The 26,182-nt window shown below is 37.6% G+C and carries 24 protein-coding genes; 10 read left to right on the top strand and 14 right to left on the bottom strand.

From position 1 onward, the window contains the following. Positions 1 to 11: 11 nt before the first annotated feature. The 4 genes from ACZIX2_RS09515 to ACZIX2_RS09500 all read right to left on the bottom strand — a co-directional run bounded on the left by ACZIX2_RS09515 (position 12) and on the right by ACZIX2_RS09500 (position 6,409). Positions 12 to 2,228 (bottom strand): molybdopterin oxidoreductase family protein, encoded by a 2,217-nt coding sequence (locus tag ACZIX2_RS09515; protein WP_463339870.1) that lies wholly within the window; start codon positions 2,226 to 2,228, stop codon positions 12 to 14. 143 nt (positions 2,229 to 2,371) lie between these two features. Continuing rightward, a complete protein-coding gene (locus ACZIX2_RS09510; protein WP_463339869.1) occupies positions 2,372 to 3,421 on the bottom strand; it encodes an MFS transporter in 1,050 nt (349 codons plus the stop codon). Positions 3,422 to 3,457: 36 nt separating this feature from the next. Further along, positions 3,458 to 5,050, bottom strand: a complete 1,593-nt coding sequence (locus ACZIX2_RS09505) for an MFS transporter (protein ID WP_463339868.1) — start codon at positions 5,048 to 5,050, stop codon at positions 3,458 to 3,460. A gap of 90 nt (positions 5,051 to 5,140) precedes the next feature. Next, on the bottom strand, positions 5,141 to 6,409 hold the full coding sequence (locus ACZIX2_RS09500) for an alginate export family protein (RefSeq protein ID WP_463339867.1): 1,269 nt from the start codon (positions 6,407 to 6,409) through the stop codon (positions 5,141 to 5,143). 231 nt (positions 6,410 to 6,640) lie between these two features. On the opposite strand from ACZIX2_RS09500, the gene ACZIX2_RS09495 reads away from it, so the two are divergent. Continuing rightward, the gene (locus tag ACZIX2_RS09495; RefSeq protein ID WP_463339866.1) at positions 6,641 to 8,176 is read left to right on the top strand and encodes a YifB family Mg chelatase-like AAA ATPase; all 1,536 of its coding nucleotides are present in this window, start codon (positions 6,641 to 6,643) and stop codon (positions 8,174 to 8,176) included. A gap of 154 nt (positions 8,177 to 8,330) precedes the next feature. Here the strand turns inward: ACZIX2_RS09495 and ypfJ are convergent, their stop codons facing one another. The 6 genes from ypfJ to panB all read right to left on the bottom strand — a co-directional run bounded on the left by ypfJ (position 8,331) and on the right by panB (position 13,714). Then, the gene (gene ypfJ / locus ACZIX2_RS09490) at positions 8,331 to 9,194 is read right to left on the bottom strand and encodes a KPN_02809 family neutral zinc metallopeptidase (RefSeq protein ID WP_463339865.1); all 864 of its coding nucleotides are present in this window, start codon (positions 9,192 to 9,194) and stop codon (positions 8,331 to 8,333) included. A 120-nt stretch (positions 9,195 to 9,314) separates the two neighbouring features. Further along, complete coding sequence (locus ACZIX2_RS09485) at positions 9,315 to 10,067, bottom strand: DUF2189 domain-containing protein (RefSeq protein WP_463339864.1); 753 nt, start codon at positions 10,065 to 10,067, stop codon at positions 9,315 to 9,317. A gap of 11 nt (positions 10,068 to 10,078) precedes the next feature. After that, positions 10,079 to 10,810 carry a nitroreductase family protein gene (locus tag ACZIX2_RS09480; RefSeq protein WP_463339863.1) on the bottom strand — a complete coding sequence of 244 codons (732 nt, stop codon included), beginning with the start codon at positions 10,808 to 10,810 and terminating at the stop codon, positions 10,079 to 10,081. Then, positions 10,801 to 12,129, bottom strand: coding sequence for an aldehyde dehydrogenase (locus ACZIX2_RS09475; protein ID WP_463339862.1), 1,329 nt, complete (start codon positions 12,127 to 12,129; stop codon positions 10,801 to 10,803). Before ACZIX2_RS09475 ends, ACZIX2_RS09480 begins: the two co-directional genes overlap by 10 nt. Positions 12,130 to 12,197: 68 nt before the next feature. Next, positions 12,198 to 12,887 carry an RluA family pseudouridine synthase gene (locus tag ACZIX2_RS09470; RefSeq protein ID WP_463339861.1) on the bottom strand — a complete coding sequence of 230 codons (690 nt, stop codon included), beginning with the start codon at positions 12,885 to 12,887 and terminating at the stop codon, positions 12,198 to 12,200. 8 nt (positions 12,888 to 12,895) lie between these two features. Beyond that, positions 12,896 to 13,714, bottom strand: coding sequence for a 3-methyl-2-oxobutanoate hydroxymethyltransferase (gene panB / locus ACZIX2_RS09465; RefSeq protein WP_463339860.1), 819 nt, complete (start codon positions 13,712 to 13,714; stop codon positions 12,896 to 12,898). A gap of 288 nt (positions 13,715 to 14,002) precedes the next feature. On the opposite strand from panB, the gene ric reads away from it, so the two are divergent. The 5 genes from ric to ACZIX2_RS09440 all read left to right on the top strand — a co-directional run bounded on the left by ric (position 14,003) and on the right by ACZIX2_RS09440 (position 18,665). Next, positions 14,003 to 14,734, top strand: coding sequence for an iron-sulfur cluster repair di-iron protein (ric, locus tag ACZIX2_RS09460; RefSeq protein WP_463339859.1), 732 nt, complete (start codon positions 14,003 to 14,005; stop codon positions 14,732 to 14,734). A 165-nt stretch (positions 14,735 to 14,899) separates the two neighbouring features. Then, positions 14,900 to 15,334: an RrF2 family transcriptional regulator gene (locus ACZIX2_RS09455; protein ID WP_463339858.1), complete on the top strand. Its 435-nt coding sequence runs from the start codon at positions 14,900 to 14,902 to the stop codon at positions 15,332 to 15,334. 335 nt (positions 15,335 to 15,669) lie between these two features. Beyond that, entirely contained in the window at positions 15,670 to 16,599 is a 930-nt protein-coding gene (gene nadA, locus ACZIX2_RS09450) for a quinolinate synthase NadA (RefSeq protein WP_463339857.1), read from the top strand. Next, positions 16,599 to 18,131 (top strand): L-aspartate oxidase, encoded by a 1,533-nt coding sequence (gene nadB, locus ACZIX2_RS09445; RefSeq protein ID WP_463339856.1) that lies wholly within the window; start codon positions 16,599 to 16,601, stop codon positions 18,129 to 18,131. The genes nadA and nadB overlap by 1 nt, the downstream gene beginning before the upstream one ends. A gap of 72 nt (positions 18,132 to 18,203) precedes the next feature. Beyond that, complete coding sequence (locus ACZIX2_RS09440) at positions 18,204 to 18,665, top strand: hypothetical protein (RefSeq protein WP_463339855.1); 462 nt, start codon at positions 18,204 to 18,206, stop codon at positions 18,663 to 18,665. A gap of 48 nt (positions 18,666 to 18,713) precedes the next feature. Here the strand turns inward: ACZIX2_RS09440 and hemL are convergent, their stop codons facing one another. From hemL to ACZIX2_RS09420, 4 genes are all read right to left on the bottom strand, one after another. Further along, positions 18,714 to 20,000 carry a glutamate-1-semialdehyde 2,1-aminomutase gene (gene hemL / locus ACZIX2_RS09435; RefSeq protein WP_463339854.1) on the bottom strand — a complete coding sequence of 429 codons (1,287 nt, stop codon included), beginning with the start codon at positions 19,998 to 20,000 and terminating at the stop codon, positions 18,714 to 18,716. Positions 20,001 to 20,060: 60 nt separating this feature from the next. Further along, positions 20,061 to 20,843, bottom strand: a complete 783-nt coding sequence (locus ACZIX2_RS09430; protein WP_463339853.1) for a glucosaminidase domain-containing protein — start codon at positions 20,841 to 20,843, stop codon at positions 20,061 to 20,063. Continuing rightward, complete coding sequence (locus tag ACZIX2_RS09425; RefSeq protein WP_463339852.1) at positions 20,840 to 21,730, bottom strand: 1-aminocyclopropane-1-carboxylate deaminase/D-cysteine desulfhydrase; 891 nt, start codon at positions 21,728 to 21,730, stop codon at positions 20,840 to 20,842. The genes ACZIX2_RS09430 and ACZIX2_RS09425 overlap by 4 nt, the downstream gene beginning before the upstream one ends. 79 nt (positions 21,731 to 21,809) lie before the next feature. Continuing rightward, entirely contained in the window at positions 21,810 to 22,151 is a 342-nt protein-coding gene (locus tag ACZIX2_RS09420) for a hypothetical protein (RefSeq protein WP_463339851.1), read from the bottom strand. Between the two features lie 101 nt (positions 22,152 to 22,252). Here ACZIX2_RS09420 and ACZIX2_RS09415 point away from each other — a divergent pair, with 101 nt between their 5' ends. The 4 genes from ACZIX2_RS09415 (at position 22,253) to ACZIX2_RS09400 (ending at position 25,978) form a co-directional block, all read left to right on the top strand. Next, a complete protein-coding gene (locus ACZIX2_RS09415; protein ID WP_463339850.1) occupies positions 22,253 to 22,444 on the top strand; it encodes a DUF5522 domain-containing protein in 192 nt (63 codons plus the stop codon). 433 nt (positions 22,445 to 22,877) lie between these two features. Then, the gene (locus tag ACZIX2_RS09410) at positions 22,878 to 24,869 is read left to right on the top strand and encodes a urocanate hydratase (RefSeq protein ID WP_463339849.1); all 1,992 of its coding nucleotides are present in this window, start codon (positions 22,878 to 22,880) and stop codon (positions 24,867 to 24,869) included. A 102-nt stretch (positions 24,870 to 24,971) separates the two neighbouring features. After that, positions 24,972 to 25,511, top strand: a complete 540-nt coding sequence (locus ACZIX2_RS09405; protein WP_463339848.1) for a DUF4136 domain-containing protein — start codon at positions 24,972 to 24,974, stop codon at positions 25,509 to 25,511. A gap of 71 nt (positions 25,512 to 25,582) precedes the next feature. Next, positions 25,583 to 25,978, top strand: coding sequence for a group III truncated hemoglobin (locus ACZIX2_RS09400; RefSeq protein ID WP_463339847.1), 396 nt, complete (start codon positions 25,583 to 25,585; stop codon positions 25,976 to 25,978). The last annotated feature ends 204 nt before the right edge of the window (positions 25,979 to 26,182 follow it).

Genomic DNA, 26,182 nt, shown 5'->3' with positions numbered 1-26,182 from the left:
TCTTTTATAGATTAAACACTGGCATACGCTGTTGATTCTTTAGCCGGTCCTGCTATTTCTCTCAGAGGTTCCAATCGGCAAGCACTAACTTTGAATTCGGGTATTTTAGAAACTGGATCTAAAGTTCCGGGTGTTAACTGATTGGCCGACTTTTTTCCGGACCAATGGTACGGGATGAAAACCGTATCCTCTCTAATGGTTTCAACGATATTCGCTGGGAAAATTCCTTCTCCTCTTCGGGTGGACACTTTTACCAATTCTCTTTGTTGGATACCATAGTGCTGGGCTAATTTGGGATGAATTTCTAGCAAGGGTTCTGGAAATTGATCTACTAATTTCCCTATTCTTCGAGTTTGCGTACCACTCAAATACTGAGAAACCACTCGACCTGTTGTCAAAACCACGGGATATTCTGCATCGACTACTTCACCTGGCAATTTATATGGTGCTGGGTTAAAATGGGCTTTCCCATCGGGGGTTTTAAACTTTCTATCTTCCCAAAGGCGTGGGGTTCCGGGGTGATCTTCGGTAGGGCAAGGCCAAAAAATGCCCATATTATCTTCAATTCTTTTATAGGTAATTCCGTTATAATCGGCGGTTCCTCCTTTGGACGCTACTCGCAATTCGTTAAAAACGGCTTCACTATTGTCGTAGGTAAATTTATCTTTGGCCCCCAAACGATCCGCCAACTCTAATAAAATGGAAGTATCCGTTCTGGCATCACCCGGTGGGGTTACCGCTTGACGAATACGGATAACGCGCCCTTCTGCCGAGGTGGTGGTACCTTCCTCCTCTTCTTGTAAAGAACCCGCCAAAATCATATCGGCATGACGAGCTGTTTCATTCAAGAAAAAGTCGATAGCAACATAATATTCTAATTTTTCTAAGGCTTCGCGAACGTAATTGCTATTAGGCAAAGACACCAGAGGGTTGAAACAAATCGAAAGCAATCCTTTTATTTCTCCACGATGAATGGCTTCTATAATTTCGTAAGCAGACAATCCTTTTCCGGGTAAATCCTTTTCATTGATACCCCAAACTTCCGAAATATATTTACGGTGTTCTGGATTTTCGATATCTCGATTGCCAGGCAATTGATCGCATTTATGCCCGTGTTCTCTACCACCTTGACCATTTCCTTGCCCAGTTATCGTTCCGTAACCACAATAGGGTTTCCCGATTCTACCTGTTGCTAATACTAAATTAATACAACCTACAACATTGTCCACACCTTTGGAATGGTGTTCAATTCCTCGAGCATGTAATAAAAAACTGGTTTTGGCTTTGCCCCATAATTCGGCGGCAGCTTTTATTTTATTCTTATCGATTCCAGTTACTTCCTCAGCCCATTCTAACGTATAGTCTTTTACCGCATCAATTGTTTCTTGAAATCCGGAAGTGTAATTATCAATAAAATCGTGATCCAAAAGATCATTCGCTACTAAATAGTTCAACATGGCGCCATACAAGGCTGAATCCGTTCCCGGGCGAACATCCAAATGAATATCGGCAGTTCTAGCCAGAGGAATCATTCGCGGATCTACTACAATAATCTTAGCACCGCGATCGCGGGCTTTCCAAATCCAATGGGTTAAGGTCGGAAACGTTTCGCTAATATTGGCTCCCGCCACAATAATGACTTCAGCATATTCTAAATCAGAATAATTATTAGAGGCTCTATCCAAACCAAAAGCTTTCTTATTACCCGCTCCAGCGCTCACCATACACAAACGACCGTTGTAGTCTAAGTTTTTGGTTTTCAAAGCGACTCTAGCAAATTTACCCACCAAATAACTTTTTTCGTTGGTCAAGGAAACACCGGAGAGCATCGAAAAAGCATCTTTCCCATATTTTTCTTGAATACGTTGAATTTCAGAAACGGTGGTACCCAAAGCCTCGTCCCAAGAAGTAGGTACAAATCCTTTACCCTCTACCCTTTTATGTGGTGCAAGTAATCGGTCGGGGTGATTGTTTTGCAGATAGCGTTGTACGCCTTTGGGGCATAATCTCCCTTCATTAAACGGGAATTCCATCCAAGGTTCAAAACCCACCACTTTGTTGTCTTTGACCAACAATTCGATACCGCATTGCATGCCACAAAAACAACAATGGGTTTTTACATTTTTATCGGGTTCATCTCTACCTTCATAGCCATCTTTGGGAGCATAATTCAAGTGTGGACCAAACTTGGCAATAATGTTTTCTTCTGATACGGGTAATTTTGCCATTTTATATTTTTTACAATTGTCAGTATTCCGTTCCTTGCTTCTAAAATCTAACTTCTATCCTTTACCTCATCAACCTGAGCGGAGTCGAAGGGTTAACCTCTAACTCGTCACCCTGAGTGAAGTCGAAGGGCTAACTTCCAAAACTATCCAAACAAATTTCCCCCCGCTTGTCTTGCCTTCAAATGAGCTTGTGCCAATCGGGATCTTTTGCCTTCTGGACTCAAATCCAAATGAGAAGTACCATCTTCATGCGAAAAATCGAACCCTAATTCTTTAGTTACTGTTTTCAAATCTTGGATGTGTAATTTGGTAGCAAATTCTTCTCCAGTATGAGGACATACAGCCATACCCATTTTCATGCCTTGTTTTTTATAAATATGTGCCCCAATTTGAGCGGGTCTTTGAATGATGTGGAAAAATTTTCCAAAGGGAATCCAAATCAAAAACAAAATCACGGTAACGGCATGTAAAACCGCCAAGAAATCAAAGGCGAATCCTTTCATGAATTGATACGAATAGGTCAATCCTAAACCTGTCACTGAAATAGCAATCAACAAAATCAGCGGCAATAAATCGCCTTCAAAAGTTTGAGTAGCAATCAAACCGGGATGGGTCAAACGTCTTCTTAAATAATATAAAGACCCAAAAATTACTAGGTAAGACGACCAATTCAAGGCATGAAAAGTGAGAAACGCCATAATGGAATCGAGTTCAAAATCCATTACTTTAAATCCAAAGAAATAGGCTTCGTAGGTAGCAATCGTATTGGGCGCCATAGCGAAGTGAATCCAACCGAAGGTGAGTGGAATGGTAATCAAAAAAGCAGAGGTACATCCCACGGCTATCATAAAATGCGCCACCCAGCGGTATTTTCCTCTAGGATAAATAAACTTTTGAAAAGCGATATTTTCGACAGATTCCTTGGTAGCAAACCAAAAATGAGAAAACACCTTTCCGGTAACCAAATACGTAACGCCTCTTTTGAAATAAATCCAAGTAGGCGGTCTTTGCAACCACACCGAATAGCGATAGACTATTCCGAAAAAAGCGAAAACAGTTCCAAACAAATACGTAATTAAAGCCGCATCGAAATTTTGCAATTTTCTAGAACCAAAAAACACCAAGGCAATCATCACAATAGAAAGTCCTGTTGCAATTAGTAATGCTTTTGTATTGAGATTTTTATTTTTCATGGTAATACCTAACAAATTAATTACTCAAGATTTTCACTAACTTGGTTTCTCGCAACCTTTTCTATTGTAAAACCACCAATTGATGATAGTAGCTAAGATACAAAATAAAATTAATCCCGTAAAGAATTGATTTACAGTTCCATTAGCCGTTAAATTATTTCCAATTAATTTTGAAAAAATAAAAGGTCCAAAAGCAGCAATGGCAGCCGTCCAACCGATAACGCCTGCAGCTTGGCGTTGATTTTCGGCAAATATGATAGGATATTGTCTAAAAGTTCCTGCATTGCCCACTCCAGTAAAAAAGAACATTACAAACATTACTCCCACAAACATAGGGAACTGATCCAGACTAGTAGGCGATACTAAACCTTGAGTAATTAAAATTATAGCTCCTCCAATGATTCCGAGCCCAGTTAATGTGGTTAGAATTGCGCCTCCAACTCTATCAGCCACAAAACCAAAAGCCACACGACTCGCCGAACCAATTAAGGGGCCATAAAAAGCGTAGACTAAAGGATCGGGAGCGTTGGGAAAATCGCCATATAAGAACTTAATCATTAAAGGAAATGCTGCCGATAATCCAGCAAACGTTCCAAAAGTCATAACATAAGTAATGGTACAATACCAAGTATGCTTGTTGCCAAAAATATCCATTTGCTCTTTTATTGAAGAATGCATCGGAATACTTCTGAGATAAAACCAGCTGATAATCGATAAAATAATAAGAAATGGAACATACCAAAAGGCTGCCGATTGAATAAAAATTTCTTTGTTGACCACCGCTTTATTACCTGCACTTAAATCATTTAAGATTTTCTCCGCTAATTTTGGATTGGCATTCGCCATGGCTTTGGCCTTAGCTTTGGCGGGAAGTGCTGAAAAAACAGTGGCATTATCTGAAGTAGTAATTGTAGCTTTTACAGAGTCTAAAACTGCCGGTTTTACAGAGGACAATACACCGTTTTGAACCTGAACATCTAAGGAATTAAAAACCTCTTTTTGTTTGGTCACTTCTACCGTTTTAAAAAGCGTTAGTGCTTCTTTAGCATCAATACTAGTAAAAACAGCCCCTGCACCATAGAGACTCACACTCAAAATTAGAGGTGTAACAAACTGAGCCAATGACACACCAAAGTTACCAATACCTGCTTGTATACCTAAAGCAGTCCCCTTTAACCTTTTAGGAAAAAACAAACTTGTACTAGGCATGTAAGACGAAAAATCTCCTCCACCAAAACCACAGGTAAAGGCTAAAATAGCAAATACCCAAAAAGGTGTACTCGTATCCATAACCGCAAAACCAATACCAATAACAGGAATTAGTTTAATTATGGTTGCCCATGCTACCACGTGTCTAGTACCAAAAATGGGCAAAATAAAAGTATGCACTATTCTTAAAAATCCAGCGGCAAGTCCTGGAATTGCTACCAACCAAAACAGTTGGTCTTTAGAAAAGGAAAATCCAAGGCCTGGTAATTTTACTGATATAACACTCATCATAAACCATGAGGCAAACGACAGTGTTAAAGATAAGGTTGTAATGATTAGGGTTTTCCACGCAATTGCGCTACCAGTTTTTTCCCAAAATTCATTGTCTTCTGGGTCCCATTTATCTAGCCATGTTTTCATGTGGTAATTTTTTAAGGTTAAAAAGATTAAAATATAGTCATTTTGGCTGTTCTAATTTAGTGAAAATTATTGAAAAACAGCTATTTGTAATTATTTCTTACTAGTGCTAAATAATTTTGGATTGAAAGAAACCATTACCCAAGCCCAATTGTTGGCATCGGCAGCATTGGTTACATTTTTTACACGCTCCAAAGTGGAAGAAGTAAATATTTGAGAAAACCCACCACTTAAAACAATGTCTTTTTGTAAAACATAGGAAGCTGTGAAATCAATTTCTGTTCCTAAATAACTATCCATTTTTTTGCCTTGCGCATCAAAAACCTTACTTGGAGCATTAAAAATATGTGGTACCAAAGTAAATTGCCATTGTTTATTTTTGTAATTCAACTTCAAATAAGCATCTTGTAAACCCACATTATTTTGATGATTCCCTACATAAAAATAATCCATCAATCCATTGAAAGCATGGTTGGTACCGAATAATGGAGTGAATGATTTCAACTTAGAATCGGTATCATTTTGATCTTTCCCCGAAAGAAATTCATATCCTAAACCTGCAGAAAAACCATCAACAATAGCATAATTTACAAAACCTGAAGCATACCAAGCACTTAATTGTTTACCCGCACTTTGTCCTGTTTGCGCATACAATCCAAGATTAGCATCCCATCTATTTTCTTTGTAAGTGAGATAGGTCCCAAAGGTTTGTTTGTAATCTACCTCCAATTCGGTCGCGTTTTTTTGAAATTCATAACCCGTATTCAAAAATAACACACTCATATTAATTTTTGACCAATTATTATGAAACCAAGCATATTGCATCGACTTGTAATTGGTAGTATAAGGTGTTTTCGGTTCCACTAAATTCTCCGCATTGGCATTTAAGGCTAATCCTAAATCTAATTGACTTTTTCCTTTTTTGTAACTGATTAAAGCTGCGTCGTGACTTTGCCCTTGTTGCAACCAATCAATTCCACCCATAATCCTTTCATTATCATACGAAAGAACTTGTCGTCCTAATCGGGTTGACCAATTATCATTGAATTGATACGCAGCCCAAGCTTCAAAAACAGCCAACCCATTTTTACCAGCAGTTGCCGTAGTAGCAGCGTCTCCCCATGTACGAATGTCTTGCACACTTAATTTAGTAGTTAATTTATCTTGATGAAAAGAAAAATTGACACGAGAACGTTGCGAAATAAATGAAGTGGCCTCTTCCGAATCTAAAAGTGGGCTTTTGAAACCATTTCTAAATTCAAAACGAGGGCGAATTTGAAGATCTACCGCTACCTCCTGAGCAAAACCAAATGTGCCAATTATCAAAAATACTAATAGACAGGTTTTTTTTACTATTTCCATATAAGTTGTAAGATTAAGTTAATACACTAATAATTTAGCGTAAAAATAGAGGACCTTTTTATCTTTATTTATGATATAAATCATAAATTTAAGAAAATTACAAATAAAAATTACAAATTCATATAAAGAAAAAATACTGACTATCAATATTTTATAAAAATTAATATTTAACAAGTTGAGTACTGTTATTATTTCAATAAAAAAGTTATTTTTACGCAAAATATTCATTTTATGCTAGTTAAAGTTTTCGGTAGTGCTGTTTTTGGAGTAGAAGCCACTACAATAACAGTTGAAGTTAATATAGACAATGGAGTAGGATATCATTTGGTAGGACTACCCGATAATGCTATCAAGGAAAGTAGTTATCGCATAGCCGCTGCACTTAAAAACAATGGCTATTCCTTACCTGGTAAAAAAATCACCATCAATATGGCCCCTGCCGATCTTCGCAAAGAAGGTTCTGCTTATGATTTGACTTTGGCCATTGGAATTTTGGTTGCCTCTGGACAAATCAAAACAACAGTTCTAGAGGATTACATAATTATGGGGGAATTGTCTTTGGACGGAAGTTTACAACCCATAAAAGGCGCTTTACCAATAGCTATCAAAGCGAAAGAAGAAGGATTCAAAGGTTTCTTCCTACCTAAGCAAAATGTAAAAGAAGCAGCTATAGTAGCAGGTTTGGACGTATATGGAGTTGAAAACGTACAAGAAGTCATTGATTTTCTTCAAGGAAAGGGCACTCTTGAAGCTACTAAGATTGATACCCGGGCTGAGTTTTATAAAACCTTAGATTTCCCAGAGCATGATTTTTCTGATGTCAAAGGACAAGAGAGCATCAAACGATGTATGGAAATTGCTGCAGCTGGCGGACATAATATTATATTAATTGGTCCTCCCGGCGCAGGAAAAACAATGTTAGCCAAGCGATTGCCTAGTATTTTACCTCCAATGACTTTAAAAGAAGCTTTGGAGACTACCAAAATTCATAGTGTTGCTGGGAAGTTAAAAGAAGTGGGGTTAATGAATCAACGCCCGTTTCGCAGTCCGCATCATACCATTTCTAATGTGGCATTAGTAGGGGGCGGCAGTTATCCTCAACCCGGAGAAATCTCTATGGCGCATAATGGCGTTTTGTTTTTGGATGAATTACCCGAATTCAAACGCGATGTTTTGGAAGTCATGCGACAACCCTTGGAAGACCGTGAAGTAACGATTTCTAGAGCTAAATTCACGGTGACCTACCCTTCTTCATTTATGTTGGTGGCTAGTATGAATCCGAGTCCGAGTGGTTTTTTCAACGACCCGAGCGCACCTCAAACTTCCTCCCCACATGAAATGCAACGGTATTTGAGTAAAATTTCGGGACCGCTTTTGGACAGAATTGACATACACATAGAAGTAACGCCTGTTCCATTCGAAAAATTATCTGATAATAGAAAAGCGGAAAGTAGTGTTGAAATTAGAAAACGAGTTACTGAAGCAAGAGACCTACAAAGTAAACGCTTTGCTTCCATGGAATCCATTCACTACAATGCCCAAATGAATACCAAACACATTCGCGAATTTTGTAGTCTGAATGATTCCTCTAAAGAGCTTTTAAAAACAGCTATGGAACGTTTGAATTTATCGGCAAGGGCCTATGATCGTATTTTAAAAGTTGCACGAACCATAGCCGACTTAGAAGCCTCTGAAAATGTAGAAGCCTCACATATAGCCGAAGCGATTCAGTACAGAAGTTTGGACCGAGAAGGTTGGTTGGGATAATGCTCACAAAAAAGGGCTTTGGTTGCTCTTTAGCCCTGATCGAAACGGCATCCTTTTGGGGCTTAGAGATCCTTTTTGTTGCCCCAAAAGATACAGTGTAGAGCAGGAACCCATAATACCCAAAAAACCTATTAATGCGCTCCAAAAAAAAGTGCTATTGGATATAATCAAACGTATTCCCTTGACGGATATCTCCGGATTTAAATCCTTTGGTAAACCAATATATACGCTGCTCAGAAGTACCATGTGTGAAAGAATCGGGTACCACATGTCCTTGCATTTTCTTTTGAATGGCATCGTCGCCAACGGCTTGGGCAGCACTAATTGCTTCATCTATATCGCCAGGTTCTAGCATCGCATTTTGTTTTTCGTTATAATGTGTCCAAAGACCGGCATAAAAATCAGCTTGAAGTTCTAAAGCTACTGAGAGTTTATTGGCCTCGGCTTGACTTTTGCCTTGCTGAAGTTGGCGCATTTTGGCCGAAGTTCCTAAAATGGTTTGTATATGATGTCCGAATTCGTGAGCGAGTACATAAGCAACTGCAAAATCTCCACCCTTAGCTCCAAAGCGGGTTCGCAATTCCTCAAAAAAAGTCATGTCCATATAGATTACTTTATCTCCAGGACAATAAAAAGGACCCGAGGCAGAGCTTGCTCCTCCACAAGCGGTATTCACTTGGCCACTAAACAGGACCAGTTTAGGCGCTTCAAAGGGAAGATTGTTTTCTTGAAATATTTTTTGCCAAACATCTTCATTGTCGGCCAATAGGGTTTTGACAAAATTTCCCTCTTCAATTTCACTGGCTGTTAAAGCGCGTTGCTCTGTTGGTGCGCCTTGTGATTGATTGTTGAGTTGTTCCAAAACTGGCGTAATCATTTGGGCATTTTCGCCACCAAAGGTATTCAGAAGTAATATTATTATACCCAAAATTCCACCACCTAAAATAGTTTTTCCGCCGGCTGACATCCCTCGGCGGTCTTCCATATTATCGCTTTGTCTTCTACCCTGCCATTTCATACAATGTTGATTTTATGATTATTACCTTTAAAATTAATAAATTATCGCATAGTAATATTATTTTTTTTCATAATTACTATTTGAGTATAAAAAGCAACACTAAAACGACAAAACACTATTTTAATCTTCTCCTAAAGGTTCGGTATGATTTACAATAGTATAAAGTAAAGCGATAAAAAAGGGATAGGTAAAGAAAATACCAATACAAAAGGCAAAAAGACCTAACAAAGTAGCCAATATCCCTAATACTGCCAACATAAAAATCACGATTGGATTTTGAGAAACGATAGTCATACTTCGTTTAATTGCTTCTATGGCACCATAATTTTTCAATACTATCAGAGGTATAGTTAACAGTGTTAGAAAATTTATTGGCAATATTAATAAGATACTAACTAAAGGAAGTCCTGCTTCTTCCATACCTAAATTTATCGCATTTGTAACAACATTTATTAAAAAAGTTGCCACAAGAATAGGCCCAACATAGGGAGAAGAGTAACATGAAAATAAATTTCTAATACCAAAAGAGATATTTTTTTCAGCAGCATCTGCCATTTTATAAAATCCAGCAAGAAAAGGACTCAAAACACAACCGATTAGTATTGCAAATCCCGTATAATACCAACTATAAGGTTTGGTAAGTAATAACTTTTGATATCCCTCAATGGTTTTTTCGTTCATTTGTTCTGGGTTAATAAAATTAGCCAAAATCGCTGTAGCAAAAATCAGAAAAATAAAACTAAACACTAGCAAAGCTAATCCTGCATAAACTGCAATTTTTCTGTAGGTTGTAAATGAATCGTTAATTACATTTTCAAAGTCTAAAGCTTTACTATCAGGGTTTGGACTTAAAGGTTGATTTTGATTGGTCATAAGAAGTAAAATTAGATTTGTGTGTAAACATCATTAAAAGGAACTCTAAATCGATCACCATAGATGCCATCTTTATCTCGAATTCCACAGCCGAGAATCATAGTGATTTCGGAAGATGAGGGCAATCCTAGAATTTGTTTGACTCTTAACGAGTCAAAACCTTCCATAGGGCAGGTATCGTATCCAATGGCAGCCATACTTACCATGAAATTTTGTGCCGCCAAAGCAGCACTTTTATGTGCTACAATTCGCATATCGCTATTTCTAACTTGACGATAAATGGGTTTAAACAATCCCATAAGTTGAAAAACAACAAATTTCAGCATCCCTAGTATTCCAAAAATATCAAAATAAAGAGTAGGAATAAGCTTTTGATAATAATTCAGTGCGAATTTTTCACGTCTGGAATATTCAGATGCCGATTTATTACCATATTGACCTTTTAAAAAAGCAACATTAGCCTGTTGTCTTTTTTTCCATAAATCTTTTCTAGCCACTACAATCACCAATTGATTAGCGGTTTTGGCGGCATTTTGGTCAAAACTAGCTGTAGCAATTTTCTGAATTACAGTTGGGTTTACCACGTGATAAAATTCCCAAAGTTGCATATTGCTACTCGTTGGGGCCAAAGTAGCCAAAGCAATACAATCTTTTACTTTTTGAGTATCTAAAGCTTCTTCTTTAAAAACTCTAACCGATCTTCTGTAATGTATGGCTTCGCTAACTGTTCTTTCTATATCCATTTCAGGATTTTTTTAATTGATTCTAATTTACCTTTGTAAGGTGCGTATCTCAAGGGTACATCTAACCAATTTCCCTTTTTAACAATTCCTTTTTTGTGCGAAAAAACATCAAAACTTAATTGCCCATGATACGCCCCTATACCACTATGCCCCACTCCTCCAAAAGGAAGACGATGATTTGAGAAGTGAACTACCGTGTCGTTAATGCATCCTCCTCCAAAGGAAAACTTCTTCAATAAAGTGTTGGCAAAATTTCGATCTTCAGTAAAAACATAAAGGGCCAACGGTTTTTCGTATTTCAAAACGATACGATCAATTTCATTGGGTTCATCATAGGTTACTATTGGCAAAAGAGGGCCAAATATTTCCTCCTTCATCAATAGAGAATCTAGGTTGTTTTCTTCAATAACTGTTGGCGCAATGTACTTATCCTGAATATCTGATTCGCCTCCAATCAAAATTTTATCTTTTTCTATAAAATTGACCAATCGCAACCAATTTTTCTCATTTACAATACGGGCATAATCACTTGAATTTTGTGGATTTTCCCCATAAGCGTTTTGGATTTCTTCTTTCAAAAAAGCTACAAATTGAGATTTCATTCGATACTGAATCAAAATATAATCAGGAGCAATACACGTTTGGCCTGCATTGATAAATTTACCCCAAACTATCCTTTTGGCCGCTAGTTTCAAATTGGCGGTTTCATCAATTATACAGGGGTTTTTACCTCCTAATTCGAGTACAACGGGTGTTAAATGTTCTGCTGCTGCTTTGGCTACAATTTTTCCAACGGGAACACTTCCGGTGAAAAAGATAAAATCCCATCGTTGTGAAAGCAAGTTTTGCGATACTTCAACACCACCATTTTCTACTTTGACGTGATTGACATGAAACACCTTTTCAATTATTTTTTCAATAATTTTTGACGTATTTGGAGTAAGTTCTGAGGGTTTAAGAACCACTTGATTCCCTGCCGCAACTGCTGCTATCAATGGGCAAAGCGCCAATTGAAAAGGATAATTCCAAGGAGCAATGACCAACACTTTCCCATAAGGTTCCCTCAAAATAAAATCACTAGACGGAAAGTTAAGTAAAGAAGGCCATACGCGTTGTGGTTTTGACCACTGCTTTAGTTTTTTGATCGTAGTTTTGAGTTCATTGATAACATAACTAGTCTCAGTTACAACTGATTCAAAAGGAGGTTTTTTAAAATCATCGTAAAGTGCTTTGATGATTTCGTCTTCAAATACTTCGATAGTATTGAGTAATTTTATTAAGGTTTCTTTCCTATAAGCAACACTTATTTTATAATTCATTGTCCCGTATTAAAAGGTTACTAGCACTGTCATTGTTCTTGAGTAAATATACTTATTTTTTCAATTCCTCAAATGGCATTCCAAATAGGATCCTCTGGAACCGGGGCAATAATCTCAAGTGGCTCTTTTGCAACAGGATGCACAAAGAGTAATTTTCGAGCATGCAAATGAATGCCTCCATCTGGATTACTCCTTTCGGCGCCATATTTCAAATCTCCTTTTATGGGACAACCAATTGCGGATAATTGCGCTCTTATTTGATGATGGCGACCGGTATGAAGTTGAACTTCTAGAGCAAAATAGTGGGCTAATTCTTTGATTACAGTATAATCCAAACGGGCCAATTTGCTTTCTGGAACTTCTTTAAGATAGGCTCTAGAAGTGTTATTTTTCTCGTTTCTTTTTAAGAAATGAACCAAGGTTGCTGATGCAATTTCGGGTTTATTTTTAACAACAGCCCAATACGTTTTTTGAGTTTCTCGAGCACTAAAAAGCGCGTTCATTCTAGTTAATGCTTTGGACGTTTTAGCAAAAACAACAATGCCGGTTGTGGGTCTATCTAAGCGATGTACTACCCCAAGAAAAACTTCACCTGGTTTTTTGTATTTTTCTTTAAGATATTCTTTTACTACTTCCGATAAGGGTTTGTCACCCGTTTTATCGCCTTGAACCAAATCGCCTACTCGTTTGTTTACAATTATCAAATGATTGTCCTCATGAAGTATTTGAAGATTATTTTTAGTAGAGCGTACTTTCATAGTTGGCACTAATATTGTTCATTGGCATTGGGAAAATCGCATGATTTCACATCGGTAACATAAGTTCCAATGGCGTTTTTCATTTGATCGTACAAATCCAAGTATCGTCTTAAAAATCTGGGGCTGAACTCGTTGTTCATTCCCAACATATCATGTATTACCAAAACTTGACCATCTACACCACCTCCTGCTCCAATCCCAATTACTGGAATGGAAATACTCTGAGCCACTTGTTCTGCCAAATGTGCGGGTATTTTTTCGAGTACTAGAGCAAAACATCCCAATTTTTCAAGCATTTTTGCATCTTCCATCAATTTTTCGGCCTCTGCTTCTTCTTTTGCTCTTACGGTATAGGTCCCGAACTTATAGATTGACTGAGGAGTCAGCCCTAAATGTCCCATTACAGGAATTCCCGCATTTAATATTTTCTTTATGGAATCTTTGATTTCGTGTCCTCCTTCTAATTTTACAGCATGTCCGCCACTTTCTTTCATGATCCGAATAGCTGAATGCAAAGCTTTTTTGGAATCCGATTGATAGGTACCGAAAGGTAAATCAACTACTACTAACGCTCTATCGATGGCTCTAACCACCGATGAGGCATGATAAATCATTTGATCTAAAGTAATAGGCAAAGTAGTTTCATGTCCTGCCATAACATTCGAAGCTGAGTCGCCTACTAAAATTACATCGACTCCGGCTGAATCAACTATTTTGGCCATGGTATAGTCATATGCTGTTAACATGGAGATTTTTTCTCCATTGGCTTTCATATCTATTAGTGATTTGGTGGTGACCTTCTTATATTCTTTTTTGGCTACTGACATACCTAAGTGTTTTTTTGAAATGTAAAGGCAAAATTACTAAAAGGAATAGGTATATCAGAATTATTTGTGTATAAAATTAACATATGCTCAAAATAGCCTAGTCCACTTATTGATTTATTACATATATAATAAGTATCATTTGCAAAAATTCAAAATACCGCAAGTGCTATCCGTTGAAAATAATTTAAGTAGCTGCGCAAATTTTATCAAACAATTAAGGATGTTTTTGTCTTTTATTACAAAGAATACTGTAATTTTGTCTTGTAAATCAATTTAAATCACACCCTTATGAATACCAATCAACAAACAACAATAGGAGAATATGTAACCCTTGACTTTAGAACTGCCGCTGTTTTTTCTAAATACGGTATCGATTTTTGCTGCAAAGGCAATAGAACTATCGAAGAAGCTTCGGAACGAAAAGGAAAAGATGGCATCGAGATTTTAAAAGAAATAAATGAAGTGCTGTCTAGTAAAACTGATAATACAATAGATTTTAAATCTTGGCCATTGGATTTATTAGCAGATTATATCGAAAAAACACACCATCGTTTTGTACAAGAAAAGACCAATGTATTACTTCCGTTTTTAGATAAACTTTGTAAAGTTCACGGACCAAATCATCCTGAATTGCTAGAAATCAATGCGCTTTTCCTTGCTTGTGCGGCCGATATGGCACAACATATGAAAAAAGAGGAATTGATTCTTTTTCCTTTTATCAGAAAAATGGTGCACGCTACAATTACCGACGAACTTCTGGAGCAACCTCATTTCGGCACTGTTGAAAATCCAATTGCAATGATGAAGCATGAACATGATAACGAAGGTGATCGTTTCAGAAAAATTGCTGAACTTACTAACAACTACACTCCTCCCTCCTATGCCTGCAATACTTTCAAAGTAACCTATGCCATGCTACAAGAATTTGAGCAGGATTTACACAAACATATTCACCTAGAAAACAACATTTTATTTCCAGCAGCCACTGCTTTAGAGAAAGATTTCAAAGTTCAATTTTAATATTTGCTAAAACCCTGAACGACAGCCTCCATTTATAGGTTATGTTTAGGGTTTATTTTTTTTGTCTCTTATGAAGCATCATAATTAGAAAAAATAAAAGGAAGAATTCATTCAAAAGGCATAAAATTCTATCTAGATTGAATAAATTTGCAAAAACACCAAATTATGTTTTCAAAAACCTGCGAATACGGCATTCGAGCTGCTATTTTTATAGCTTCTGAATCGCATCAAAATAAAAGATCGGGACTTAAGGATATTGCCAAAAAAATAGATTCTCCCGAAGCATTTACCGCCAAAATCATGCAAATTTTAACCAAAAACAAACTCATTGATTCTGTAAAAGGAGTGGGGGGCGGTTTTGAAATTCCAAAAGAGCGCATGTCTCAAATTAAACTTTCTCAAATTGTAAACGCACTAGAAGGCGATCGTGTTTTTAAAGGTTGTGGTTTAGGTTTGGCTAATTGTTCCGAAGAACATCCTTGTCCTCTGCATGATAAATTTAAATCGATTAGAAACGATCTTTCCTATATGCTAGAAAACACAACTCTTGAAGACTTAACCTTAGGCTTACATGCTGGGGAAACATTTCTGAGATATTAACCCGATCAAAATTAATTGGCCTATTCTTTAGAATTTCTACCTCCACTTTTTGTAAAGCCCCACCTATTAAAACATCTTACTTAAAAAAACAAAGCCAGCAAAAACATAAAATGCTGATTTTGTATAACTTACACCTTAATACAGTCATTAAAAAGACTACAACAACCACCATCACTTTGTAAGAATTAGATAGGTTTTTCTATTTTACCCTCCTGATTTTCTTAAAAATTAACAATTCAGTTCTAAAACTGACATTTATCATTGCCCATACTTTTGCAGTACAATAATTTTACACGACCTTTGTAATAACATTTATTTTAAAAAGGTAGCTCAAAATGAAAGATTTAAAAGAAAAAATTCTTGCCCTAAAAAAAGAAAAGAATGCTGTAATCTTAGCTCATTATTACCAAGAGCCAGACATACAAGACATCGCAGATTATGTAGGAGATAGTTTGGGGTTATCTCAAGAAGCCACCAAAGTGGATGCTTCAATTATTCTATTTGCTGGAGTTCATTTTATGGCCGAAACCGCCAAAATTTTAAACCCCTCCAAAAAAGTTATCCTTCCAGATTTGAATGCAGGTTGTTCATTGGCGGATTCTTGTCCACCTGATTTGTTTGCTAAATTCAAAGCACAGCACCCAGATCATTTGGTAATAACGTATGTCAATTGTTCTGCAGAAATCAAAGCCATGACCGATATTGTTTGTACTTCTGCCAATGCCCTTAAAATCGTTGAATCGGTTCCAAAAGACACTCCAATTATTTTTGCTCCAGACAAAAATTTAGGTAAATATATCAGTCAAAAAACCGGTAGAGACCTTTTGCTTTGGGATGGATCATGTGTTGTACACGAAGCTTTTTCTTTGGACAAATTAATTGAGTTGTACAAACAAAATCCTGATGCCGAAATAATCGCGCATCCGGAATCAGAAACCCATATATTAAAAACGGCACACTATATAGGATCTACCTCAGGTATGATTGAATATGCCAAAAAGAGTGCCAAAACCAAATTCATTGTAGCCACTGAAGCTGGTATCTTGCACAAGATGCAACAAGAAGTCCCAGAAAAAATATTAATTCCAGCTCCTGCTGAAGAAGACAATACTTGTGCTTGCAGCGAATGTGGGTATATGAAAGTAAATACTTTGCAAAAAGTATACGATTGCTTACTAAACGAAACCCCAGAAATCATAGTCCCAGAAACAATTAGAGAACGTGCTCTCCTCCCGATTGAACGTATGCTTGAACTATCCAACTAATGATACAAACCAATTATTTAGTTATCGGTTCGGGTGTTGCAGGGCTTACTTTTGCCTTAAAAATTGCCGCTCGCTTTCCCGATAAAACCATTACCATTGTTACTAAGGCCAATGCCGAAGAATCCAACACCAAATACGCACAAGGTGGAATTGCCATTGTAACCAATAAGATTGAAGATTCTTATCAAAAACACATACAAGACACCCTTATTTGTGGTGATGGATTGTGTGTTGAAGAAGTAGTACATAAAGTCATCACCGAAGGCCCAAAACGCCTCCAAGAACTAATTGACTGGGGGGCACAATTCGACCTAAATGATCAAGGTAATTTTGACTTAGGCAAAGAAGGAGGCCATTCTCAAAATCGCGTAGTACATCACAAAGACCAAACCGGTTTTGAAATTGAACGCGCTATTTTGAAACAAGTCTATCTTCAAGAAAACATAAGAGTGTTAGATCATCATTTTGCAGTTGATTTAATAACAGAAAACAAGGTCTGCTTAGGTGCAAAAATCCTGAATCAAAAAGACAAAACAATCAACTATTGTTGGTCCGACTATACCCTCTTAGCAACGGGTGGAATAGGAAATGTATACGGACATACCACAAACCCAATCATTGCTACCGGGGATGGCATTGCTATGGCTCAAAGAGTAGATGCCGATATCACCGAGATGGAATTTATACAATTTCATCCAACAGCCTTATTCCATAATTCCAATGGAACCCAATTCTTAATTTCAGAAGCTGTACGTGGCTTTGGCGCTTATTTAAGAACCAGAGATGGACGTCGATTCATGGAAGATTATGACCCAAGAATGGAATTAGCGTCAAGAGACATTATCTCACGAAGCATCGATCTAGAATTAAAAAAATCTCGTGACACTCATGTTTTCTTGGATTGCACACATCTGGATATACCAGCTTTTCAAGACCACTTCCCAATGATTTACAAATACTGTCAAAAAATTGGCATTGATATTGCCAAAGATTGGATTCCTGTGGTCCCTGCTCAACATTACTTGTGTGGTGGAATCGTTGTTGATATGCATGGAAAAACTTCAATTGAGAATCTTTTTGCCTGTGGGGAATGTTCTCGTACTGGATTGCATGGCGCCAACAGACTCGCTTCTAACTCTTTACTAGAAGCACTCGTTTATTCTAATGCTATTTATGAATACCTTTGCGAAAAAACGGAGACAAAACCTTTGAATTTACCATTAATCAAACAGGATTTTAAAGACAGATTACCACTTATTACTAATTCTTTATTAAGTCAAATTAAATGCGAATTGCAATTACTTATGAGAAGTCATGCAGGAATTGTAAGAAATAATCATGATTTAAAAAAGGCCAAAAAACAGTTGACACATTGGCTTAAAGACTTGCAAGAACTGGAAAATAACTATCACGGTAATACTGCTTTTTACGAATTAAAAAATCTTATCACTATTGGACTACTTATAGTAAAGCATTCATTATTGCGAGAAGAAAATCGGGGAGGTTTTTACAAAACAAACAACGTAAAATAATTTTCACCTAAGACATTAAACCTTTTACTAAAATGATTATCTTAATGTTATAATTCAAAAAACATTATAATCATGAGAACTTTAATTGTAATTGCACTATTAGCAATAAGTTTTACTGGGTGGTCTCAAGAGAGAAGAGAAAGACCCAATCGGGAGGAAATGGAAAAAATGACGCCCGAACAGCGTCAAGAACAGCGTTTGAATAAAATGACCCAAGACTTAAACTTAGATACCAAACAACAAGAAGAAGTCAAAAAACTAATGGCCGAAGAAGGAGAAAAAGCCGAAAAATTTAGAGCAAAAAGAAAAGAAGCGAAAGAAAAACAATTGCTAGAATCAGCTAAAGAAAGAAAAGAAATGGCTGAAAAAATGAGAGTCGAAAAAGAAGCTCATGATGCCAAAATGAAAAAAATTCTATCGCCAGAACAATATACCAAATGGGAAAATAATCGCTTAATTCAACAAGAAAAAATGCGCCAAAAAAGAGGGCAAAGAAAAGTAGAAAGACAATTGCAAAAAGTTGATGAAAAATAAAACATTAAGGGGCTATCAAAATGATATTTGAAAGCCCCTTTTTTTATTTTACAAAGTCTTCGATACTTTATCTATAGCCTGTATGGTAAAATCTAAATCATCATAAGTCAATGCATCGGTAATAAACCAAGTTTCATACGCCGATGGTGCGATGTAAACGCCTTCTTGCAACAAACCGTGGAAGAATTTTTTAAAGATTGCATTGTCGCCTTTAGCAGCCGTTTGAAAATCGACTACAGGTTCTGCATCAAAATGCACCGAAATCATAGAACCTACTCTATTAATGGTAAAAACCACTCCATTTGCAGTAAGTACTTTACGAATTCCTGCTTCTAAATAAGCGGTTTTCTCTTCCAATCGTTGAAATACAGCTCTGTCGTTGTTTAACGATTCCAACATTGCCAATCCAGCCGCCATCGCTAACGGATTTCCTGATAATGTTCCAGCTTGATACACGGGACCTAGTGGCGCTAAGTAATTCATAATTTCTTCACGAGCAGCAAAAGCACCTACAGGCAATCCACCACCAATTACTTTTCCGAAACAAACGATATCCGCTTGAATGCCGTACAACTCCTGCACTCCACCAGCTGCCAAACGGAAACCTGTCATTACCTCATCAAAAATCAACAAAATACCGTTAGCTGAACACAACTCACGTAAACCTTCTAAGAATCCGTTGAGTGGTGGTACACAACCCATATTTCCTGCAACAGGCTCCACAATAATCGCTGCAATTTCATTTGGATTAGCCTCAATTAAAGCACTAACATTTTCTAAATCATTGAAACGAGCCAACAAAGTATCTTTAGCTGTTCCTTCGGTTACTCCAGGACTATTAGGTACTCCAAAAGTACTTAAGCCACTACCCGCTGCAATCAAAAATGAATCGGAGTGACCGTGATAGCAACCTGCAAACTTGATAATTTTATCTCTTTTGGTAAAGCCACGCGCCAAACGAATGGCACTCATGCAAGCTTCTGTCCCCGAATTCACAAAACGAATTTTATCAATATTCGGCACCATCGAAACCGCCAAAGCAGCAATTTTGGTTTCCAACTCCGTAGGCATTCCAAAAGAAGTTCCTAATTTGGCACGTTCCGTTAGTGCCTCCACAACGGGTTCGTAAGCGTGACCCAAAATCATTGGCCCCCAAGAATTAATGTAATCGATCAATCGGTTACCATCTTCATCATATAAATACGCGCCTTTCGCACTTTTTACAAAAATTGGAGTACCACCTACGGCTTTAAAAGCTCGTACTGGCGAATTTACGCCTCCTGGAATTACTTTTTCCGCTTCAGCAAAAAGCTGACTGCTTCTTTGGTATATCATATTTTTACTATTTATAAAGTACATTTAATTTTAAAAAAACAATTCTAATGAACGCCAATTTTACTTCACAATCAATTTTTGTCCAATAGAAATGGCATTGTCAGTTAAGTTGTTTTTGCGTTGTAAATCTTCGACCAAAACATTGAATTTTTTGGAAATGGAATACAACGTATCGCCTTTTTGGACTTCATACAAAGAGGATTTTTGGTTCTCAATTGTTGTAGATACTGCATTTTGACTTTCATCAAAAGAATATTTTTTCCCGAGAACTTTATTGTCGTACTGATGCAAATTGTAACGTTCGATATACGAAATTAACTTATTGGGATATTGTGGATCAGTGGCATAACCTGCGGCTCTTAGCCCTTTGGCCCATCCTACATAATCTCCTTTTTTTAAAGAAAATAATGCTGCATAACGTTTTTTACTCGTCAAAAACAACGCATGGTCTTTGTATGAACCCTCTGGATTATCGTATTTTCGAAAGCATTCTTGTGCTGAATCATCGTCGTGATACACACTCTCGCCTGCCCAATCGTTATGACATTTGATTCCAAAATGATTGTTGGAATTGACCGCCAAAGTACCTCTTCCTGCTCCCGATTCTAAAATTCCTTGAGCCAAAATGATACTAGCTGGAATCCCGTATTGCTTCATATTACTCATAGCAACATCTTTATAACGGGCGATATATTTGTTGACCACCTCATTAGTGGTCACTGTTTTTGAAGTTGCTGTAATGACTTCCTTTTTGTTGTTTTTTGAAGAGCTAACTGCTTTTTTGGAACTATGGCAACTTATCAAAACTAAACACAAAAGAAAACTTAATCCTTTTTTAATCATACTAAAATTATTGGCTGATTCTTTCTTTTTAATAGAGCGTTCATCCCCGCAATCCCTTGCAACCCTCCTGTGTGTATCATCAGGATTTTGGATTTCGGAGGAAAATAATTGCGATGAATCAAATCCACTACACCAAAAGCCATTTTCCCTGTATAAATTGGGTCTATCGGAATTTGAGTTTGGGCATAAAACCAATTGATCCATTCGATAAATTCTGTGGTTACTTTGCCATAACCTCCAAAATGATAATCAGTGATTAATTCCCAATTTTTATTGTTGACAAATTTATGAATTTCATTTTGTAAAAAATCCCCTTTTAACGCCGGAAATCCCAAAACTTTTTGATGCGGCAAAGCACTATTGATAAGTCCAGAAATGGTTCCTCCCGTTCCCACGGCGCTACAAACAAAATCAAAATCAGCATCAAGCTCGGTTAGAATTTCTTCACAACCTTTGACGGCCAAATCGTTCGTGCCACCTTCTGGAACCAAATAAAAAGACCCGAATTGTGCTTGGAGTTGTTCGATAAAAACAGTCTCTGTTTTATGACGATAGGCTTCACGGGTGACAAATTCAAAACGCATTCCGCATTCTTGGGCAAAAGACAAGGTAGGATTTTCCGAAATTTTATCACGTAATTCATCCCCTCGAATCACTCCAATAGATTCAAAACCTTGCTCTTTTCCGGCATAGGCCACAGCAGCAATATGATTGGAAAAAGCGCCTCCAAAAGTGAGTAACACCGAATGCTTTTCGGCTTTGGCTTGCAATATATTGTATTTAAGTTTTCGGAATTTATTGCCTGAGACAAAAGGATGAAGTAAATCCTCTCTTTTTATCTCAAGAGTAATTCCATTGGGTAATTCGTATGCTATTTCTTGATTCAAAGTGTATCGATTTTATAAAATTAACCGCAATGAACACATAGCTTAGCGAACTTTGCGGAACTCTTTGTGTACTTTGTGGTTAAACATTTCTTACTTGCAAATAGTTTAAAAAACTAAAATATTTCCTCGTTTCAAGGTAACTCAAATTCGATTCGTTGGCATAAGCTTCGCGTTCAAAACTCAGGTTCCGATACGCCAAGTTTTTATCTTTGTATTGGCACCATCGAAGCAAAAACTCTAAACTGTACCAAATAAAAAAAGGAACAATCAGCAATTCGAGTTGTTGTCTCAAATGTATTTTTTCGTGATTGAGGAAAATGTGATTCTCTTTGTATCCTGCTTTTTTAAGGAATACAAACGGAAAAGCAGCGAGGCCGCTATAACCTTTTGGAATTAAATATTTAGCAACAATAAGAATCATTTCGCTTTAAAATTTATAGATTTGCAACTGTTGCAGCCTTTTATTTAAGGAAAACACCATTCGTTCTAGTAGCACGAACATCCCAAAAAAACAAGTCGCTTATGTTAGAGCAAAGTAATGAAAATAAATTAATCGAGGGTGAAGATTTTTACTTTACTCCCGAAGGCTATAAATGTTTTACCGAAAAACACCACCTAAAAAGAGGGTATTGTTGCAAAAGCGGTTGCCGCCATTGTCCGTATGGCTATGATAAGAAAACGGGAGCGTTTAAGAAGGGAGAAGGCAGAAGGTAGATTGGAGCAGGCAGATTGGAGAAGGCGGATTGGAGCAATAGCCGATTAATCAAAGATCAATAGTCTCGATCAAATGATTGAACTCAAAATATAAAAAAACGCTAAGAAATGGATGTCCTTTCTTTACAATACAGAATCAAAATATACAAGTCCTACCACCGGTCGGATATTAGGTATCCTTAGTCGGTTTTTAACCAACTAGAGGGTGAGGATATAGTCCTAAGTAGTTTTGGAAGCAAAAAGTCCTTGGTCTACGGGTCGCGAGAGGGATAGGAACTGGCTACCGAAGTAGCGTGGATAGCCCGACCGCAATACCGCAAGTGGCCGTATCAAGACAACGCTGCATAGGCTACTTGGGGTATTGGGGTCTCGCCCAAATCTTACTAAAAAGTATCGCTATTATTTTATTTTCGATTGTAAAAACAAAAAAAAGATGACATTTAAAGAACAAATCCAACAAGGAATTCCTGATATTTTACCACAACCTAAGCCGTATGATGCTGCCATAAATCACGCGCCGATACGCAAAGAGATTTTGACGGCTGAAGAGAAAAAGTTGGCGTTGCGCAATGCCTTGCGATACTTTGACCAGAAACATCATTCGGAATTAGCCCCTGAATTCTCGGAAGAGTTAGAGCAATACGGGCGTATTTATATGTACCGTTTTCGTCCTGATTACAAAATGTACGCGCGCCCGATTGATGAATATCCGGGGAAAAGCGAGCAAGCAAAAGCTATTATGTTGATGATTCAAAACAATTTGGATTATGCCGTGGCACAGCATCCGCACGAGTTGATTACGTATGGCGGAAATGGTGCGGTGTTTCAAAATTGGGCACAATACCTTTTGACGATGCAATACTTGTCGGAAATGACCGATGAGCAAACGTTGACGATGTATTCGGGCCATCCAATGGGATTGTTTCCGTCGCATAAAGAGGCGCCGAGAGTCGTGGTAACCAACGGGATGGTGATTCCGAATTATTCTGCACCAGACGATTGGGAAAAAATGAATGCCTTGGGCGTTTCGCAATACGGACAAATGACGGCTGGAAGTTATATGTACATTGGTCCACAAGGGATTGTGCACGGCACAACCATCACGGTTTTGAATGGTTTTAGAAAAATTAAAAAGAATCCAAAAGGAAGTTTATTTGTAACGTCTGGATTGGGCGGAATGAGTGGCGCGCAACCCAAAGCGGGAAATATTGCGGGTTGTATCACCGTTTGCGCCGAAGTGAATCCAAAAATCACCCATATTCGTCACAGCCAAGGTTGGATTAATGAAGTGATCGAAGATTTAGACGCTTTAGTGCAACGTGTAGCCTTGGCAAAAACGAATAACGAGACCGTTTCTATTGCTTACTTGGGGAATGTCGTAGACGTTTGGGAACGTTTTGACCAAGAAAGTATGCATATCGATTTGGGTTCTGACCAAACTTCATTACATAATCCGTGGGCTGGCGGGTATTATCCAGCGGGCATTTCGTTTGAGGAAGCCAATGAAATGATGGCGAACCAACCAGAACTTTTTAAAGAAAAAGTGCAAGAAACTTTGCGTCGTCACGCAGCGGCAATCAACAAACATACCGCAAAAGGTACCTATTTCTTTGATTATGGCAACGCCTTTTTGCTAGAAGCCTCAAGAGCGGGAGCTGATGTGATGGCCGAAAATCCAACGTTGGGTAGAGAATTCAAATACCCTTCGTACGTGCAAGATATTATGGGACCGATGTGTTTTGATTATGGCTTTGGTCCTTTTCGTTGGGTTTGTACCTCAGGAAAACCAGAAGATTTGGCCAAAACAGATGCTATTGCTTGCGAAGTTTTAGAAAAAATGATGGAAACCTCTCCTGAAGAAATTCAGCAACAAATGCAGGACAACATTCAGTGGATTAAAGGAGCTCAAGAAAATAAATTGGTCGTAGGTTCACAAGCGCGAATTTTATACGCCGATGCCGAAGGTCGTACTAAAATCGCCGAAGCATTTAACCAAGCTATTGCCAAAGGCGAAATTGGTTATGTGGTTTTAGGTCGTGACCATCACGATGTTTCAGGAACCGATTCGCCTTATCGAGAAACTTCGAATATTTATGACGGCTCTAGATTTACCGCTGATATGGCCATTCATAATGTGATTGGCGATAGTTTCCGTGGCGCTACTTGGGTTTCTATTCACAACGGCGGCGGTGTGGGCTGGGGCGAAGTTATTAATGGTGGCTTTGGTATGGTTCTTGATGGTACGAAAGAAGCTTCAAAACGTTTGGCTTCAATGTTGTTTTGGGATGTTAACAACGGTATCTCAAGAAGAAGTTGGGCCAGAAATGAAGGAGCTATATTTGCTATCAAACGTGCCATGGATGCAGAACCGTTATTGAAAGTAACCCTACCAAATTTGGTTGCTGATGAATTACTTAATCAATAATGATTTCGTACTTTTATAATTCAAGGAAATACGTTTGATGATTTATTGTTAATGCGATATGCATCATTAAAACTATATTATTAACCTTTAAATTCAATTTGTATGAAACCATCACAATTATTAGCTTTATTTTTTGTAGTTTTTTTAAGCTCTTGCAGTTCTGTAAGAGTGTATTCGGATTATGATAAAAACGTAAATTTTTCAAACTATAAAACCTATGCCTATCATAAAGCAGGTATAGACAAAGTAGAAATTTCGGATTTAGATAAAAAAAGAATTTTAAGAGCTATTGACCAACAAATGGCTGCCAAAGGATTCACTAAGAGCGAAGCACCTGATTTGTTAATTAATATTTTCACCAAATCTAGAGAACAAGTTAGCGTGAACCAATTCAACGCAGGTTGGGGCTATGGATGGGGCTGGGGTTGGAATCCTTGGATGATGGGTATGGGCAACCAAACCACAGTATCTACTTCGACAGAAGGCACCCTCTATATTGACCTCATCGATGCTAAAAAGAAAGAATTGATTTGGCAAGGTGAAGGAATTGGTAATCTTACCAAAGATGTAAACAAAAAAGATGAAGTGGTTGCTGAATTTGTGGGGAAAATTTTAGCACAATATCCTCCTGTGAAAAAATAACACTTCAAGTATAAAAGATTTTAAAACACCAAAAGCCTATCTTTGTATAGGCTTTTTTTATTCCTTAATTTATGACACCCACTCAAGACATACAAACCCTCGACGATATCAAAAAAATGGTCGATACATTTTATACCAATGTGCGTCAAGACGATACAATCGGCCCCGTTTTCAACGAAAAAATAGGCGATCGCTGGCCAGAACATCTCGAAAAAATGTACCGCTTTTGGCAAACCATTTTGCTCGAAGTCCACACCTATTCGGGAAGTCCGTTTCCCCCACACAAACAATTGCCCGTAGACAAAACCCATTTCGACCGCTGGATGGCGATTTTCACCACCACAATCGACCGCTTGTTTGCCGGCCCACTAGCCGAAGAAGCTAAGCTAAGAGCCAAAAATATGGCCGAAATGTTCAACTATAAGATTGAGTATTTCAGACAAGCCGAAAGAGACCAATTAAAATAGTACTGTCTCCTAGACAAAAGCATACAAAATCAGGTAATTGTTCAGTTGTTTTTTTGGACTTCAATTGCCTCCAGCTTTAGCTGGAGGAGTGAAATTTGAATATTTTAAAGGCTTTAGCCAAAATTAGCTGATTTATTTGGATAAAGCCAACACAAATCCACACCCATTACTCCAGCTAAAGCTGGAGCCAATTCAAAGCAAAAC

This window comes from Flavobacterium riviphilum (genome assembly GCF_055231795.1).
This window is presented reverse-complemented; position numbering and strand designations above follow the sequence as displayed.